This is a genomic window from Nonomuraea sp. NPDC048881 (assembly GCF_040649795.1).
In the GTDB taxonomy this organism is placed as follows: domain Bacteria; phylum Actinomycetota; class Actinomycetes; order Streptosporangiales; family Streptosporangiaceae; genus Nonomuraea.
In genome coordinates, this window is record NZ_JBEZGC010000015.1 from 93,637 (window position 1) to 111,032 (window position 17,396).

Consider the following 17,396-nt stretch of genomic DNA (forward strand, 5'->3'; position numbering starts at 1 on the left):
CTCCTAACCCGGCTGTTCGCCGCCCTCGGTTGCCACCCGGGCCGTGACCAGCCCGGACTCGTAGGCCACGATGACCGCCTGGGCGCGGTCGCGGACGGCGAGCTTGTCGAAGATGCTGGTGATGTAGTTCTTGACGGTGGACAGGCTGAGGTCGAGGACGCGGGTGATCTCGGTGTTGTCCAGGCCGGTGGCCATCAGGCGCCATACCTCGACCTCGCGGGGCGTGAGTTCGCCCAGGCCCGTGGGGTTCGGCCGGGTGCCGTGGGGCGCCCGTACGTAGGTGGAGATCAGCCGGGTGAGCAGGCGTGGCGCGACGGCGGCGTCGCCGGCGTGGACGGTGCGGATCGCCGCGCTCAGTTCCTCCGGGGAGCTGTCTTTGGGCAGGAACCCGTAGGCTCCGGCTCGCAGGGCGCCCACGAGGTACTCGTCCATGTCGAAGGTGCTGAGCCCCAGGACCCGGCTGCCGGGCACGGTGGCGGCGAGTTCCCTGGTCGCGGCGACGCCGTCGAGGACGGGCATCCGGATGTCCATCACCACGACGTCGGGGCGCAGTTGGCGGGCGAGGGTGACGGCCTGCGCGCCGTTCTCGGCCTCTCCCACCACCTCGAAGGACGGGTCGGGAGAGAGAATCAGCGACAGTCCGCGCCGTACCAGCGGCTGGTCGTCCACGATCAGCACCCTGATCCTCGGCGGCGTCGGCCCGGTCCCGGTCATCGGCGCGCCCCCTCGTGCTGGACGGCCGCCTCGGCGGCCTCGTCCGTGGTCAGCGGCAGGTCGGCCACCACAGCGAACCCCCCGTCGGCCTGCGGGCCGACGGTGAGGGTGCCGTCGTGCAGGGCGACGCGCTCGCGCATGCCGATCAGGCCGTAACCGCCAGAGCCTACCGACGATGCCCCCTCCTGCGGCAGGGTGCCCCCGCCGTCGTCTCGCACCTCGATGGTGACCCGGTCCTGACGGTACGTCAGCCGAACGGACACGCGCGCCGGCTCCGCGTGCCTGCGGGCGTTGGTGAGGGCCTCCTGGGCGATCCTGAACACCGTGAGGCCGACGGTCGGCGGCAACGGCCGCCGCTGCCCGTGGACGCCGAAGTCCGTCGGCAGTCCGGCCAGGCGGGACTCCTCGACCAGGCGGCCGAGGTCGTCGGCGCCGGGCTGGGGCTGGGCGGGCGTGGTCTCCGGCTCGTCGCCGTCCCGCAGCACGTCGAGGAGCTGGCGCATCTCGCGCAGCGCGAGCCGCCCGGAGGACTCCAGGGCGACCAGGGCCTCCCTGACCACCTCCGGTTCCGCGACGTTGGCGCGGGCGCCGCCGGCCATCAGCTGCATGGTGGTGATGTGGTGGGCCACGATGTCGTGCAACTCCCGTGCGATACGGCGCCGCTCGTCGGCCACCGCGCGGTCGGCGAGGAGTCTGCGGTTGGCCGCCACCTCTGCCTGCCAGCGGTTGACCGCCATGGCGGTGCCGACGACGATCAGGATGGTGAGGGGCGGGATGACGGCGTCCTGCCACGGCGGGACGTGGCCGATGTTCTGACTCAGCAGGGTCAGCGCCACCGTCGCGGCGGCCGCGATCGCCGTGACCCGGCCGGGGCGGGCCCTGGCGACCGCGTACAGGGCGACCACCAGGACGGCGCCGAAATGCCTGGGCAGCGGCACGATCAGGGTGGCCGCGGTATCGAGTACCAGGACGACGGCGAGCGCCGCCACCGGATGGCGGCGCCGGGCGAGCAAGGGCAGGGCCGCCAGCGCGACGAAGAGGAACCCCGCCACGCTCACGGCGTGCCGGCCGTCGGGGGCGTTGAAGAACGCGTAGCTGAGCAGGTTCATCACGCACGCCCCGCCGGCGACGAGCGCGTCGCTGCGGGCCCACGGCAGCTCCCGGGCGTTGCTCAACAATCCTGTTCCCCCGTATCCGGCCTTACGGCCCCCCGGAACAGGGTTGCACAGCGGCGGCGATGGCCAGGCCGGGACCAGGACCACGGTCCTGGTCTCCGAGAGGAGGAAGGGCCCAGGGCCCCGGTGCGAATCATCCGCTACCAGGAGGTTTACCGCTTCTGCGGCTGATGGTCTGGATATCGGCCGGGAGCCCCCCCGGCAGACGCCGTCCGCCGGAGGAGATCGTGATCCGTGCCCTGACCGGGTACTCCACCAGACACCCATGGAAGGTCATCGCCCTCTGGGCGGTGCTGGGTGTCGTACTGAGCGCCTTGACCCCGATGCTGGTCGACCGCGTCACCCAGAACCAGGCCGGCGCCTTCCTGCCCCGGAGCTACGACTCGGCCGCCGCGCTGCGCATCGCCGAGGAGCGGTTCGGGGTGAACCCCGACGCCACCACGGTGACGGTGCTGGTCGCCCGGTCCGACGGCAAGGCCCTCAGCGCCGCCGACCGGCAGCGCGTCGAGGTCGAGGCGGCGAAGCTGGCCGAGCGCCGGGTGATCATGCCCAGGGAGGACGACGGCCCCCAGCGGTTCCTGATCCCGGACCGCTCCCAGACGCCCCGGATCGCCCCGGCGATGACGGCGCCCGACCGGCGCTTCCAACTGCTCTCCGTCGAGCTGATCGGCAACCGCGGGGACAAGGGCGTCCAGGACGTCTACCGGACCTTCCGGGACTCGGCCAGGACCCAGTTCTCCGAGGCGGGGATGCGTACCGGCTTCACCGGGGCGCTCGCCGAAACCGTTGACACGGTCGACTCCCGCAAGACCGTCACGACGGTCGGGAGCGGGCTCATCGTGGGGCTCATCGTCCTGCTCAACGTGCTGGTGTTCCGTAGCGTGCTGGCGGCCCTGCTGCCGCTGCTCGCGGTCGCCATGATCGGCTTCGTGGCGGCGGGAGCCGTCGCGGGCGCCGCGATGCTCACCGGGCTCAAGCTCGACGCGGGCACCCCGGGCCTCATCAACGTGGTCCTGCTCGGCATCGGCATCGACTACCTGTTGTTCCTGCTGTTCCGCTACCGCGAGCAGTTGCGTACCAGGCCCGAGCAGTCCGCCCGTGAGGTGGCCGCGCAGGTCTCCGGCCGGGTCGGCACCGCGATCACCTCGGCGGCGCTGACCATCGTGGCCGCGTTCGCCACCCTCGGTCTCGCGACCTTCGGGCAGTTCCGCTCGATGGGCCCCGCGATCGCCGTCGCGGTCGTGGTGATGATGGTCGGCAGCCTCACGCTCCTGCCGGCGCTGCTCGCCGCTGCCGGGCGCAAGATGTTCTGGCCCTCCCGTACGGCTCTGCGCCCCGAGACCGGTGAGGGTTGGGCCGCCCGCCTGGGTGCGCTGGTCACGCGCCGGCCGCTGATGATGCTGACCGCCTCCATCGGCCTGCTCGCCGCACTGGCCGCCGGGCTGATCGGCACCCGCATGGACTACGGCCAGGGCGGCTCCGGCGCCCAGACCCCCGCGGCGGCCACCGCGGCCGAGATCTCCCGTACGCTGCCGGCCGGCGTGTCCGACCCGACGAGCGTCTTCATCACCGCCAAAGACGGCGGCACCCTCACCGCCGACCGGCTCGACGGCCTCTCCCGGGCGCTCACCCAGGTCAAGGGCGTAGGCCAGATCGCACCGACCGTCCTGAACAAGGACCACCGTGCCGCCCGCATCGACCTCTACCCGACCGCGGACCCGCGGAGCCGGCAGGCGCGCGACCTGGCCGTCGGACCGATTCGGGCCACGGTCGCCCAGCACACGCCTGCCGGGATCACCGCCCACGTCGGCGGGACGCCCGCCATCGTCGCCGACATCTCGACCGCGGTCGACCACGACCTGAAGATCGTGTTCCCGGTCGCGGCCGCGCTGATCGCGCTGATCCTCCTGCTGCTCCTGCGCAGCCTGCTCGCCCCGCTGATCCTGCTGCTCTCCGTCGGACTCGGCTTCGCCGCGACCCTCGGCGCAGCCGGGCTGCTGTTCCAGCACGTCATCGGCGAGCCTGGCGTCGGCTTCACACTCCCGCTCGTGCTGTTCCTGTTCGTCGTGGCACTGGGGACCGACTACAACATCCTGATCGCCGACCGCATCCGGGAGGAGATGCGGCGACCGGGTACGGCTCGCGCCGCCGTGGCCCGCGCCGTACGGCACACCGCGCCGGCCATCGCCACGGCCGGCCTGGTGCTGGCCGCCTCCTTCGCCGGCCTCGTCACGTCCCCGGGCAACGAGCAGATCGCCTTCGCGATGACGCTCGGCATCCTGCTCTCCGCGCTCGTCGTGTCACTGATCCTGGTCCCCGCCCTGGCCGCGCTGCTCGGCCGGGCCATCTGGTGGCCGCTGCGCCCACAACCCGCCGCAGACAGCCATCGCACCGGACCTTTCGAGTCCCATCCGACTGCTTTTGAGTCCCACCCGACTGCTACGGCGGTCGCATCTGCCGGGAGGCAAGAATGACGAAGAGGAATCCGATCAACCACCGCATCCACGCGATTGTGGCGTCAGCGGTCACGGCCGCGACGCTCGTCACACTCGCGGCGGGCCCGACCCACGCCGCGTCCGGCTACGACCGGGCGGCCCTGCAGCGGGATCTGGCCGCGATCCGCGACGCCGGCACGCTGGGGGTGCAGGCACGGGTGGTCTCTCCCGCCGGTGGCCTGTCCGCGGCAGCCGGTACGGCGGTGCGCGGCCGTACCGTGCCGATCCCGCTCGACGGGCACTTCCGGATGGGCAGCAACACCAAGACCTTCGTGGCCATCGTGATCTTGCAGCTGGAGGCGGAGGGCCGCCTGTCCCTCGGCGACAGCGTCGAACGGTGGCTGCCCGGACTGGTGCGCGGCAACGGCAACGACGGGCGCGCCATCACCGTCAGGCACCTGCTCCAGCACACCAGCGGCCTGCACGACTCCGTGGGCGACATCGAGATGAAGATGCGCACCGAGCAGGGCTACCGCGCCTACCGGTTCCTCCGCATGTCCCCGCGCAAGCTGGTCGCTCTCAGCGTTGGCCGGCGCCCGCTCTTCTCGCCCGGCGCCCGCTGGAGCTACTCCAACATCAACTACCTCCTGGCCGGGATGATCATCGAGAAGGCCACCGGCAACTCCTGGCGCGATGTGGTGACCCGCCGGATCATCACGCCGCTGCGGCTACGCGAGACGACGCTGCCCGGTGACGCCTCACGGCTGCCCAAGCCGCACCCGCAAAGCTACACCGAGGACGCCAGGACCGGCCGGCCGTTCCGCGCCACGGTGCTCAGCCTCGGCTGGGCCGGCCCGGCGGGCGAGGCCGTCACCACCACCGGCGACCTGGGCAGGTTCTGGCGAGCGTTGCTGGGTGGCCGGCTCCTGACGCCACGTCAGCTCGAAAAGATGACCACCACGGTCCCCGTCGGCGCGCCCGGCAGGGAGTTCGGCCTGGGCATGGCCAAGCAGCGGCTGAGCTGCGGGATCACGGCGTGGTCGCATCCCGGTGGCACACCCGGGTTCATCACCGACAACGCCGTCACCGAGGACGGCCGCACCAGCGTGATCGTCTCCCGCACCACCTACCCCGGCACCCCAGCCCAAGGCCGGGCCACGGCCCGCCTGATCGACAACGCGCTCTGCGCCAACCGCTGAGCTGGTCGCTGTGTCGGCGGGTGCGTCTGGGCACGTGCCGAGGGCGAGCCGCTGGCGGCGGTGCACATGGCAGAGCCGGATCCGGAGGCGGCCCAGGCGCGGGTACGGGCCAGACGATCGTGGCCGCACTTCCCCCGCCATTGGCGCGCTCAGGACGAGGGGTTAGGTGCCGCTGGCACGGGCAACTGACCACGGATCGGAAGCGTCCGGTTCACCACTGTCGCGGGCGAAGCAGTTGTTCCATGGTGAAGCAGTCCGCACCACAGGAGTTGGCCGGTATCGCGCCCAAGCTGGTGGAGGTCACCGACCGGGTTCTCTTCAGTGACGTCTGGGAGCGGCCCGCGCTTTCACCGCGTGACCGGAGCATGGTCACCGTGAGCGTGCTGGCCGCGCTGTACCGCCCTGAGCAGCTCGACTACCACCTTCGCGTGGCGCTGGAGAACGGGCTGAGTGTCGAGGAGCTGTCTGAGGTGATCACGCACCTCGCCTTCTATGCCGGCTGGCCGAACGCGATGACCGCGATCAACCTGCTCAAGAAGATCGCCGACGAGCGGGCCGCCGCCTGACCGAGCCACCACCGTGGAGTGGTGCGGCGAAGGAGCTTCGCCGCACCACTGTTGTCGGTCGGAATGACGGTCAGCCAAGCAGCCACTGCTGGTTGGGGCCGCCGTTGCAGGGCCACTGGTTCAACGCGGCACCGTTGGTCGTGGAGTTGCCGTAGACCTCCAGGCACATGCCGCTGTTGACGTTCTTGAACGTCATGTACGCGCCGTAGGTGGCCGTCCTGGTCCATTGCTGGTTCGCGCCGCCGTCGCACGGGGCCTGCACGGCGGGGGCGCGGGCCGCCGTGCTGGAGCCGGAGATCTCCAGGCACTTGCCGCTGTTCTGGTTGACGATCCGCATGTTCCCCCCGGCCGGGGTGAGCGACCATCGCTGGTTCGCGCCGCTGTTGCAGAAGCCCTGTTTCACCGGCGCGCCGTCGGCCGTGCTGAGGTTCCAGACGTCCGCGCACATCCTGCTGTACTGGTTGAGCAGGTGGAAGGACGTCTCGCCGAGCGGCGTCCCGAGCACCGGCCAGCCGCCCGCGAACGTGACCTGCCGGATGTCGAGCGTCTCCCGCCCGCCGTTGTCGGCGTCGTAGTAGTGGTAGGCCAGGTACGTGTCCGGCCCGTCGGTGTAGGCGTCGCCGCCGCCGGCCGAGGTCTTCGGCCAGCTCCCGGTCAGCACCGTCGTGCCGCCCTTCGAGGTCAGCGGCACGCCCGCCATGTCGACGTACGGGCCGTTGATGCTCGTGGACCTGCCGACGACGGTCCAGTAGTTGCTCTTGACGCCGTTGCAGCACGGGCCTCTGGAGCCGAACAGGTAGTAGTAGCCGCCGTTCTGGACGATCGTGACGCCCTCCATGTCGGCGGCCAGGTGCCACAGGTTGTGGTCGGTGGTGGACAGCTTCCCGGTGGCGGGGTCGAGGACGTGCTGGTAGATGCCGCCGAACGAGCCCCACGTGATGTACATGCGCCCGTCGCCGCCGACGTTGACCGTGGGGTCGATCGGGAACTCGACGTCGGTGACGAATCCCTGGTCGGTGTAGGGGCCCTCGATGTCGGTCGCGGTGGCGACGCCGAGCACGGCCGCCCACGAGGGGGTGGAGCGGGCGACCGAGTAGTACAGGTGGTAGCGGCCGTTGAAGTACTGGATCTCGGGCGACCAGACGTTGCCGAAGTTCGACCGGCCGATCCGCTGCGTCACCCAGGCGGGCGTCTCGTCGAAGACCGTGCCGAGCTTCGTCCACGGGCCGGTGGCCGAGCCGCACGAGCGGTAGCGCAGGATCTGGCCGTTCGGGTTCTGCGCGTCACCGGCGAAACCGGTGGAGAACGCGTAGTAGCACGAGTCGACCTTCATGACGCTCGGGTCGTGCAGGCGGGTCTCGCCGGTGAGTGCCTGAGCCGGGCTCGCCAGCGCCACGTGCAACGCGCCGAGCAGCACGGCCACCAGGAACAGTGCCGTCCGGCGCGTGGCCGGTGCCGCTCGGGTGGGACTGCCGACCATGTCGGGCTCCCTTCATGTGGGGGGTGGGTGTTCCGCGCCGCCTGATCAGCGGGTGAACGGGCGGCGGGTCTCGGTGGTGCCGCGGGGGAGGTCGCTGACCGTGCCGTCCGGCCACTGGAGGCGGGCGATGGTCCCGGTCGGCACGGTGGTCCGCACGCTCAGGTCGTCGCCGTGCAGCTCCCAGCGGATCGCGATCCTGCCGTACGGCGACTCGTGCTCGGCGGCGGCCCAGGTCAGCCCGCCGCCGGGACGGGGGCGGAACAGGATGTGGCGGTAGCCGGGGCTGTGCGCGGTGATCCCGGCCACGTCGGTGTGCAGCCAGGCCGCGATCGCGCCGAGGGCGTAGTGGTTGAACGACGTCATGCCGCCAGGGTTGACCGTGCCGTCCGGCAGCAGGCTGTCCCAGCGTTCCCACACGGTCGTCGCGCCCTGGTCCACCGCGTACAGCCAGGACGGGCACTTACGCTGCAGCAGCAGCGAGTAGGCGGTCTCCAAGTGTCCGGTGGCGGCCAGGGCCGGAGCCAGCAGCGGGGTGCCGATGAACCCGGTCTGGATCGTGTGACCGTCGGCCTCGACCAGCTCGGCCAGCCGCCGCCCGGCCCGCTCCCTGCTGGCGGCGTCCGGCAGCAGGTCGAAGACGAGCGCGATGGCGTACGCGGTCTGCGTGTCGTCGGTGGGGGTGCCGTCCGGGCGCAGGTAAGCGGCCTGGAAGGCGGCCTTTACCCGGGCGGCCAGGTCGGTGTAGCGCCGGGCGTCCTCCTGCAGGCCGAGCGTCCGCGCCATCCGGGCGAGGTGACGGGCCGACCAGGCGAAGTAGGCGGTGGCGATGAGGTAGCGGTCGGTGCGTCCGGCCGCCGGGTCGTCGGGCGGGGCGGCGGGGTCGAGCCAGTCGCCGAGCTGGAAGCCGGTGTTCCACAGGTGCGAGGGGCTGGCGATGCGGGCGACCAGGTCCACCCAGCGGCGGGCGCTGTCGTACTGGCGGGCCAGCACCTCGGTGTCACCGGACGCCTGGAACAGCGTCCATGGCGCGAGCGTGACCACGTCGCCCCAGCCCGCGCCGGGCCGGACGGGCGTCCACTCCGGCCCGCCGGGGATGACGGGGACGTACCAGGGGACGGTGCCGTCACCGAGCTGTTCGTCGGCCACGTCGCGCAGCCAGGAGCCGAGCATGCCGTGGCAGTCGTACAGGAACGCGGCGGTGGGGGCGAAGATCTGCAGGTCGCCGGTCCAGCCGAGGCGTTCGTCCCGTTGTGGGCAGTCGGTGGGCAGGCCGACGAAGTTGCCGCGCATGCTCCACACGACGTTGCGGTGCAGCCGGTTGACGAGCTCGTCGGAGCAGGAGAACCAGCCGGTGCGGGCCATGTCCGTGTGGTGGACGTGGGCGACGACTTCCTCGGCGGGGTCGCCGCCGCGCCAGCCGGTGACCTCGGCGTAGCGGAAGCCGTGGAGAGTGAAGCGCGGCTCCCAGGTCTCCGGGCCGTCGCCGCGCAGCACGTAGCGGTCGATGGAGACCGCGTCGCGCAGCGGGCGCACGCACAGCTCGCCGTCCTGGAGGACCTCGGCGTGCCGGAGCGTCACCGCGTGCCCGGCCGGGCCGTCGACGGTGATCCGCAGCCGGCCGACGAGGTTCTGGCCGAAGTCGAGGATCAGCCGGTCGCCCGGGCGCGCGGTCACCGAGACCGGGCGGACCTCTTCCGTGCAGCGCACCGGCGGGCCGGTGGGTGCGGCCAGCGTGGACGGGTCCCGCTCGACGATCCGGACCGGGGTCCAGCCGGTGTCGTCGAAGCCCGACCGTGACCAGCCCGGTCGTTCGGCTCGCGCGTCGTGGGTCTCGCCGTCGAGCAGCCCGGCGGCCAGGATCGGTCCGCACGTGCCGCGCCAGGACTCGTCGGTCGCGACCGTCACGCGGCGGCCGTCGGTGAGGACGACCTCCAGTTGGGCCAGGAGCGCCACGTCGGTGCCGTACAGGTTGGCGTGGCCGCCGTGGAAGCCCAGCCGGCCCCGGTACCAGCCGTCGCCCAGCCATGCGCCGACCGCGTTCGCGCCCGGCTCCAGCAGGCCGGTGACGTCGTAGGTCTGGTACAGCAGGCGGTGCCCGTAGCTGGTCCAGCCCGGCGTCAGCGCGTCCCGGCCGACCCGTACGCCGTTGATCTCGGCCTCGTACAGGCCGTGGGCCGTGACGTACAGCCTGGCCCGGGCCACCTCGCCGTCGAGACGGAACTCCCTGCGCAGCAGCGGCGGACGGCGGTCACCCGCCGCCAGGGGAGCGATCGCGGCGGCGGACCAGTCGTCGGCGCGCAGCAGACCGGCCTCGACGGTCAGGGGCGGGCTCCATTCGCTCGCGGGCCCGTCGCCGCGCACCCGGACCCGGACCCGCACCCGTTCCCGGGACACGAGCGGCGCGCCCGGCCAGGGCACGAGGACCGATTCCGCACCGGCCAGCCACGCGCTCGTCTCGGTGCGGTGTTCGCGCTCCAGCCGGATCTGGTACGCCCGCTGGCTCCAGTCCGGCGGCGCGACCGTCTTCCAGGAGACGCGCGGCGCGGCCTCGCCGATGCCCAGCGGTTCGCGGTGGTGCTCGACCGTGGGCGTGAGGGGAGTGGGGAGGCTCAACCCTTCACCGACCCGTCCGTCAGACCCTGCATGATCCGCTGGTTGATGAACAGGTACAGCAGGAACGTGCCGACGACGTTGACGCTGATCGCGGCGAACAGCGGGCCGAAGGCGGTCTCGCCGTACTGGCCGGTGAAGTTCAGCAGCCCGACCTGGATGGTGCGCAGGTCGTCGTCGGTGGTGAAGGTCAGGGCGATGAGCAGGTCGTTCCAGATGAAGAAGAACTGCACCAGCGCGACGGTGAAGACGGCGTTGCGCGCGAGCGGGAAGCCGACGGACACGAACGAGCGCAGCACGCTCGCGCCGTCCATGGTCGCGGCCTCGAACACCTGGCGCGGGATCGCCCGGAAGTAGGTCGCCATCATGAAGACCGTCAGCGGCAGCCCGGTGGCCGTGTACGTGACGATGAGCGGCCACAGGGTGCCCGACAGCCCCGCCTGGAAGTACACCCGGAACAGCGGCAGGAGGATCATCTGGCTGGGCACCATGATCCCCACCAGGAAGACCAGCAGGACCTGGTGGCGTCCGCGCCACACCAGCACCTCCAGGGCGAACCCGGCGGCCACGCCCAGCAGCACGATCAACGCCAGGGACGGGACCGTGGCGAGCACGCTGTTGAGCACGTACGCCCCGACGCGTCCGGTCGTCCACGCTTCCCGGTAGTTGTCCAGGGCGAAGGAGTGCGGCAGGGACCAGGCCGGTTCGTTGACGAACTCCGCCTGCGTCTTGAACGAGCTGAGCAGCAGCCACAGCAGCGGCGCGACCTCGACGACGATCAACAGGGCGACCGCGACGGTCACCGGCGCACGCCGCAACCGCCGGTACGACCGCCGCCGGTCGCGCCGCCGCCCCGGCGCCGGGGCCGTGATCGGCGAGGTGGGGGCCAACGAGTCGAGCATCGGGTCAGCTCCTGGTCGGGTCGCGGCGCGCGAAACGGAAGATCAGCAGGGTGACGCCCAGGCACAGGACGGTCAGCAGCAACGCGATGGTGCTGCCGTAGCCGTAGTCGCCGTACGAGAACGCCGTCCGGTACATGTGCAGCGTGAGGGGCGTGGTGTCGCTGCCCGGGCCGCCGTTGGTCAGGGCGAGGACCGAGTCGAAGACCTTCAGCGTGCCGTTGACGCTGAACACGACGGCCGACAGCAGCACCGGCATCGACAACGGGAGCACGAGGTGGCGGACCAGCCGCCAGCCCGTCGCGCCGTCGAGCCGCGCCGACTCCAGGATCTCCTCCGGGATCTCCAGCAGGCCGGCGTAGATCAGCACGCCGTAGAAGCCCATCGACCGCCACAGGTCCATGGCGACGATGACCCAGAACGCGCCGGTGCCGCTGCCGAACCAGTCAGCCGGATGGATCCCGACCATGCCGAGGGCGACGTTGGCCAGGCCGTTCTGCGGGGCGACCGCGAACAGCTTCTGGAACAGCAGGGACACCGCGACGGTCGGCAGGATCACCGGGAAGAACACGAGCGTGCGCACGAGGGCCGACGACCTGCGCAGGGCGAACACGTACAGCAGGGACAGCAGGTAGCCGAGCAGGACCTGGCCGGCGCTGACGACCACCGCGTACTTGACGGTGAACCACAGCGCCGACATGGCCTGCGGGTCGTCCCAGAGCTTGGCGAAGTTGCCGAGGCCGTTGAAGCGAAACCCGCCGATGACGTTGCCGGTCTGGAACGTGTACCCCAGGGACCAGAGCATCGGGATCAGCATGACCAGCGTGTACACCAGCAGCGCGGGCCCGAGCAGGATGGCGACGGCCCGGCGGTCGCCGAGAACTGTGCCCATGACTACCGGGCCGCCAGGTCGGTCTGGATCTTCCGCATGAAGTCCTGCGCCGAGATCCCGCCGGTGAGCAGCGGCGCCGCGTTGGTCTGGCTCGTCTCGGTGGCCTTGGTGGTGAACAGCGCCTCGAACCACAGGACGCTGGTGGTCGTCTTCGAGATCGCCTCGCGGACGGTCCGCGTCAGCGGCGGCAGCGTCCCGGTGTCGCCGACCGGCTTGAAGCCGGAGATCGTGCCCTGGTCCTTCAGCGACGCCGCGCCGTAGTTCTTGGTGATGCACGCCAGCCAGTCGCCGACCTTCTTGTCGTACGTCTTCGCCGACACGGCGATCGGCAGGCCGACGTTCGCCGGGAGCTGGTCGGCGCTGCCGGAGCCGCCCTTCACGGCGGGGAAGGGCATGAAGCCGATGGTGTCGGCGCCGATCTTCGCCTTGGCCGGGTCGTTGAAGCTGCCCAGCTCCCAGCTGCCCATGTAGAACATGGCGGCCTTGCCGGTCAGGAACTGCTGCACGGCCGTGTCGTAGTCGATCGACCCGACGCCGTCGCCGAAGTACCCTGCCTTGCCGAGGTCGGCGACGGCCTGCGCGGCCCTGACGTACGGCGGGTCGGTGAGCTTGGCCCTGCCGTCCGCCACCTCTTGGAGCGCTTCAGGGCCGAGGTCACGGTAGAGGTAGCCGCTGATCAGCCGGGTGATCGGCCAGCCGGCCTTGCCGGACGCCGAGAACGGCTGCACGCCCGCGGCCTTGAGCTTCGCCGCCGCCGCCACCAGGTCGTCGTACGTGGCCGGGACCGCGATGCCGTGGTCGGCGAAGAGCTTCTTGTTGTACCAGATGCCCTCGATGTTGAACTGGTACGGCATGACGTCGAACCGGCCGTACAGGTTCTGGACGGTCTTGACGGCGGCGGGCTCGACGCTGTCCCAGACGCCGAGCTCCTTGAGCGTCTTCTCCAGGTCGAGGACGTGGCCGGCCTGGCTCAGCGTCTTGGTGAGCTGCGGTGTGCCTCCGGCGGCGAACTGCACGGGGAGGGCGTTCTGCCCGGCCAGGAGCTGCACCTTCTGGTCGACGTTGCCGATCGGCAGCGTCTCCGTCCTGAGCGGCAGCGCCTGGTTCTGGGTCCTGCACGCGCCGGTGCTGAGCACGGCGAGCTCCTGCTGGACGATGTGGTTGTCGTCGTTGATCATGAGGCTGAACTCGCCGGGCGGACCGCCGGCGGCGCCCCCGCAGCCGGTCGCGGACAGGCCCACGGCGGCGAGGGCTATGAAGATCACGGGTTTCCGGCGCCTGTGCATGATCCGCACCGCTTCCTCCTAGAGACACGCTTTTGAAGCGTTTCAAGTGGAAGGAATGTATGGCGGGTCGCGTCGCGGTGTCAACAACGAGTCCGCACTGTGACCACCGGCCTCGTCCCGGCGTCAGGGCATGCCGACGGCGTCCGTGGCTGGTGAAGGGCTCAGGGGGCGGTGGCCCGGACGACCAGCTCCGGCTGGAGCGTCACGGTCACGTGCCGGTGATCCTCGGAGGCGACCTCGTCGAGCAGAAGCCGGACCGCCTCGCGGCCCATCTGCCGCCCCGACAGCTCCACGGCGGTCAGCGGCAGGGTGAATCCCGCGGCCGACCGGTTGTTCTCGCACCCCACCACGGCCACGTCCTCGGGCACGCGAACCCCTGCCCCGGCGTGCAGCTCCTGGATGATCCCGTGGGCCAGCTCGTCGGTCACGACCACCAGCGCGTCGGGCAGCTCGGACGGCGGCCGCGCCGCCAGCTCCCGGCCGACCCGCCGCCCTTCGGCCACCGTCAGCCCGCCGCTGTCGATCTCCTCCAGGCCGACGCCCGCGCCGAGGTCGTCGATCGCCGCCCTGATGCCCCGGCGCCGGTCGCGTACCGGCTGGTAGACGTCACGGGCCGCGACGTACCCGAGCCTTCTCCGGCCGCCCGCGATCAGGTGACGCGCGGCGAGATAGCCCACCCGCTCGTTGTCCACCAGCACCGAACAGCACGTGCCCGGCTCGGGCGCGTAGTTGAGCAGGACGATCTGCCGGCCATGGGAGCGCATCCGCTCGATCCCCGCCGTCGAGTCCTCCATGGGCGCCAGCAGCACCCCCGTGACCCGGGCCTGGTCGAACAGGTCCAGGTACTGGTCCTGCTGGGACAGATCGCAGGCGGCGTTGGCCAGCAGCAGGTTGAGCCCGGCGGCCCGCGCCGCCTCCTGGGCGCCGTGGGCGATGTCGACGAACAGCGAGTTCTCGATGTCGGCCAGCACGAGGCCGATGCTGTGATTCGAACCGGACGCGAGCGACCGCGCCGCGTCGTTGCGGACGAACCCGAGCCGGTCGATCGCCTCCCGCACCCGGCGCGCGGTGGCCTCGCTCACCTTGTCGGGATGGTTCAGCACGTTGGAGACCGTGCCCATCGAGACGCCGGCGGCCGCGGCCACGTCACGGATGCTCGGATTGGCACGCCCGTTCAGGCCCGGCCGAATCGCTGCCACTGTGTAGGTGCCTCCGCCTTCCATGCCCGTCTCTGCGCGGCCATGCTAACGCATGGGTGGGCGTATGAAGCGCTTCAGCTCTGAAGCGCTTCATATGCTCTCGCTCACTTCAACAGGCATCGCCGCACCGAGCTCTGAAGCAAAGTAGCCGCCCTCGGCGGCACCGCGAAGGTCACGTACGGGCTTCCCCGGGCCTCCGCCGACCGGTCGGTCGGGCTGCGACTCGACGGCTCGCCGATCACCGACCTCGCCCTGCCCGCCACGCCCACCCTGGAACGACTGGAACACCGTCACGAGGAGGGTGTTCCAGGCCGCGGGCACCAATCGGATCCCGGTGGAGGCGACGCGGGCGACGACCGCGACGCGGTCAACGTCGACTACATCGACCTCACGCCGGCCGACGGACCGGTGTCCGCGTTCGAGGGGCGAGCCCCGTCAGCCGCGGCAGGACGAAGGCGGACATCAGAACGACGAGCGGGTAAGCGCCTATGAGTGTTGCGAGGAGTTGCTTCCAACGCGGAGGCGGAACAACGGCCCGCCTGCCTGACAGAGCGAACCACGTCTCAAGGTCACTGGCCCGCTGGGCGTGGAAGGTTGAGAACTCCTCTGCCTCGTTCACGAGCTGGTCACGGTCTTCCGATTCGTCCCAAGCCCGCACGCCGTCCTCGTCGGGAGACTGGACGATCAACACCCGGCGTGCAGGGATGGCGGGATCAGGAGGGAGGAGCGCGTGTCCGGTCGGCGCTCGGACACCATGGGTTCCCCTGGTCGTCGCGCGACCGTGATCGCTCATGTACGTGATGACAGGCTGTCATCCGGTGCATTGGCGGGAAGCCTTCAGCGGGGCGCGCGGACCGGAGTCAGGCGCGTTCGACGGTGACGGTGAAGTCGCCGTTCTTGGCAGTGAGCTTCTCCATGCCGGATTCGATCCTGCCGAGGTTGACCAGGCCGTCGGAATGGCGGAAGTCCTGGTAGAAGATGGCCAGGTTGCCCCAGGGGGCGTAGTAGTCGATGTCTCCGACCTTGGCGGCGGTTCCGGCGGGGGCGCCGGCGGTCGACAGTTTCCTCGGCAGGTCGCTCACCTTCTCGTTCCCCGCGTAGTCGCTGAGAGTGAGGGTGAGCGGCAGGAGAGCGGCGAAGTCACGGGCGGCGGCGCTGTCGGCGAGCGTCGCGTCAAGGGTGACATCGTCGAGGATCAGGCGGATCTTCATGTCGGTGGTCCTCTCGGGCTGCTCGGTACCGGCTGGCGCGGCCGATGATGTCGTTGCCGGAGCATGGGCTGCTTGGCCGGTGCCGCCCGCCCCACCGCACGCTGTGACGGTGAGGAGGGCCGCCAGCGCGGTCCTGGAGACTGATCTGCTCATCGTGGGTGGCACCTTTGGTGGTTCGGGGGTTGGCAGGGACCGGCCCCCACCCGGATGACGGGCCGAGGCGCCGTTCGGTGCAGGAAGGTCAGCGGCGGCGCGGGAGGCTCACTGCGGGCCGGCGGCATACGCCTGGTCACCAGGCGTATGCCTGGGGGGCTTCTCCTCCCGGACCCGGCCAGATGTCGTCGAGCTCACGCAGCGTCTCCTGCGACAGGGCGATCTCCAGGGCGCGCGGGCTGTCCTTGAGCTGCTCGGCGGTCCGCGGGCCGATGATGGCGGCGGTCAGGACGGGGTTGTGCAGCAGCCAGGCCAGGGCGACGTCGGCGGGCTGCTCGCCGAGGTCGGAGCAGAGGGCCTCGTAGCGTTCGAGCTGGGGGCGGTGCTGCTCGATCTGCCGCTGGATCTGGTCGCCGGCGCGGCGGCCCTCGCTCACCTTGCGCAGGACGCCACCGAGCAGGCCGCCGGCGAGCGGGCTCCAGGGGATGAGGCCGATGCCGTAGTAGCGCAGCGCCGGGATGACTTCCAGTTCGATGGTGCGGGCGATGAGGTTGTACAGGCTCTGCTCCGAGACCAGGCCGAGCAGGTTGCGGGAGGTGGCGGCGTTCTGGGCGGTGGCGATGTCCCAGCCGGCGAAGTTGCTGCTGCCGATGTAGGTGACCTTGCCCTCGCGCATGAGCTGGTCCATCGCCTGCCAGATCTCCTCCCACGGCGTGGCACGGTCGACGTGGTGCATCTGGTAGAGGTCGATGTGGTCGGTCTGCAGGCGGCGCAGGCTCGCCTCGCAGGCGCGGCGGATGTGGTAGGCCGACAGGTATTTGTCGTTCCGTCCGAGCCCCATCGGCTGGTAGACCTTGGTCGCCAGGACGATCCGGTCCCGGCGGCCGCCCTGGGAGAGCCAGCGGCCGATGATCTCCTCGGAGAGGCCGTACCCCTGGTCCATGTCCGGCCTCTGGGGGCCGCCGTAGACGTCGGCGGTGTCGAAGAAGTTGATGCCCGCCTCCACCGCGGCGTCCATGATCTGGAAGGCGGTGGGTTCGTCGGTCGCGTCGCCGAAGTTCATCGTGCCCAGGGCGAGCCGGCTGACGCGCAGCCCGCTGCGGCCGAGGTGCTCGTAGTCCATGTCGACCCTCTTCAGAGTGCTTGGCGGGTGGCGGCCGGCGTCGCGGTGTAGTCGGCGTCGGTGACGTGCTCCAGCCAGGCGGTGTCGTCGCCTTCCCACAGGGCCAGGTGGGTCATGAAGTGGCCGGGGGCGGCGCCGTGCCAGTGCTCCTCGCCCGGCGGGGTCCAGATGACGTCGCCCGGATGGGCCTCGATCAGCCGGCCGCCGCGGGACTGGATCAGCGCGACGCCTTCGACGATGAGCAGCGTCTGGCCGAGGCCGTGGGAGTGCCAGGCGGTTCGGGCGCCGGGCGCGAACCTGACCATGTTCGCGCGGGATCGGGACGGGTCCTCGCCGCGGTGGATGACGTCGAACCAGACGTCCCCGGTGAACCATTCGGCTGGTCCCTTGGTGGTCGGTGGCTGCTTCAGCAGTTCCATGGTCGTTCCTTCTCGTGGTCGGTGATCTCTTGCGA

Annotated in this window: 14 protein-coding genes; 3 read left to right on the top strand and 11 right to left on the bottom strand. The window is 70.9% G+C overall.

All coding sequences use genetic code 11. From position 1 onward, the window contains the following. Positions 1–3: 3 nt before the first annotated feature. Complete coding sequence (locus tag AB0C33_RS38425; protein WP_358297040.1) at positions 4–714, bottom strand: response regulator transcription factor; 711 nt, start codon at positions 712–714, stop codon at positions 4–6. Continuing rightward, positions 711–1,889: a sensor histidine kinase gene (locus AB0C33_RS38430; protein WP_358297042.1), complete on the bottom strand. Its 1,179-nt coding sequence runs from the start codon at positions 1,887–1,889 to the stop codon at positions 711–713. The genes AB0C33_RS38425 and AB0C33_RS38430 overlap by 4 nt, the downstream gene beginning before the upstream one ends. Positions 1,890–2,116: 227 nt before the next feature. Here AB0C33_RS38430 and AB0C33_RS38435 point away from each other — a divergent pair, with 227 nt between their 5' ends. The 3 genes from AB0C33_RS38435 to AB0C33_RS38445 all read left to right on the top strand — a co-directional run bounded on the left by AB0C33_RS38435 (position 2,117) and on the right by AB0C33_RS38445 (position 6,089). Beyond that, entirely contained in the window at positions 2,117–4,363 is a 2,247-nt protein-coding gene (locus tag AB0C33_RS38435; protein WP_358297044.1) for an MMPL family transporter, read from the top strand. After that, on the top strand, positions 4,360–5,523 hold the full coding sequence (locus AB0C33_RS38440) for a serine hydrolase domain-containing protein (protein WP_358297046.1): 1,164 nt from the start codon (positions 4,360–4,362) through the stop codon (positions 5,521–5,523). The genes AB0C33_RS38435 and AB0C33_RS38440 overlap by 4 nt, the downstream gene beginning before the upstream one ends. Positions 5,524–5,765: 242 nt before the next feature. Further along, positions 5,766–6,089, top strand: a complete 324-nt coding sequence (locus AB0C33_RS38445; RefSeq protein ID WP_358297048.1) for a carboxymuconolactone decarboxylase family protein — start codon at positions 5,766–5,768, stop codon at positions 6,087–6,089. 70 nt (positions 6,090–6,159) lie between these two features. On the opposite strand, the gene AB0C33_RS38450 is transcribed toward AB0C33_RS38445, so the two are convergent. The 9 genes from AB0C33_RS38450 to AB0C33_RS38490 form a co-directional block, all read right to left on the bottom strand. Then, complete coding sequence (locus tag AB0C33_RS38450) at positions 6,160–7,569, bottom strand: RICIN domain-containing protein (protein WP_358297050.1); 1,410 nt, start codon at positions 7,567–7,569, stop codon at positions 6,160–6,162. A gap of 45 nt (positions 7,570–7,614) precedes the next feature. Beyond that, entirely contained in the window at positions 7,615–10,182 is a 2,568-nt protein-coding gene (locus AB0C33_RS38455) for a family 78 glycoside hydrolase catalytic domain (protein WP_358297052.1), read from the bottom strand. Then, positions 10,179–11,081, bottom strand: coding sequence for a carbohydrate ABC transporter permease (locus AB0C33_RS38460; RefSeq protein ID WP_358297054.1), 903 nt, complete (start codon positions 11,079–11,081; stop codon positions 10,179–10,181). Before AB0C33_RS38460 ends, AB0C33_RS38455 begins: the two co-directional genes overlap by 4 nt. A gap of 4 nt (positions 11,082–11,085) precedes the next feature. Further along, positions 11,086–11,970 (bottom strand): sugar ABC transporter permease, encoded by an 885-nt coding sequence (locus AB0C33_RS38465; RefSeq protein ID WP_358297057.1) that lies wholly within the window; start codon positions 11,968–11,970, stop codon positions 11,086–11,088. Between the two features lie 2 nt (positions 11,971–11,972). Continuing rightward, positions 11,973–13,235 carry an extracellular solute-binding protein gene (locus tag AB0C33_RS38470; protein WP_358297060.1) on the bottom strand — a complete coding sequence of 421 codons (1,263 nt, stop codon included), beginning with the start codon at positions 13,233–13,235 and terminating at the stop codon, positions 11,973–11,975. A gap of 182 nt (positions 13,236–13,417) precedes the next feature. Further along, the gene (locus AB0C33_RS38475) at positions 13,418–14,401 is read right to left on the bottom strand and encodes a LacI family DNA-binding transcriptional regulator (protein WP_358297063.1); all 984 of its coding nucleotides are present in this window, start codon (positions 14,399–14,401) and stop codon (positions 13,418–13,420) included. A 914-nt stretch (positions 14,402–15,315) separates the two neighbouring features. Next, positions 15,316–15,666 carry a cyclophilin-like fold protein gene (locus AB0C33_RS38480; RefSeq protein ID WP_358297066.1) on the bottom strand — a complete coding sequence of 117 codons (351 nt, stop codon included), beginning with the start codon at positions 15,664–15,666 and terminating at the stop codon, positions 15,316–15,318. Positions 15,667–15,955: 289 nt separating this feature from the next. Further along, positions 15,956–16,942, bottom strand: a complete 987-nt coding sequence (locus tag AB0C33_RS38485) for an aldo/keto reductase (protein ID WP_358297069.1) — start codon at positions 16,940–16,942, stop codon at positions 15,956–15,958. A gap of 11 nt (positions 16,943–16,953) precedes the next feature. Then, a complete protein-coding gene (locus AB0C33_RS38490) occupies positions 16,954–17,361 on the bottom strand; it encodes a cupin domain-containing protein (RefSeq protein WP_358297072.1) in 408 nt (135 codons plus the stop codon). Between the last annotated feature and the right edge of the window lie 35 nt (positions 17,362–17,396).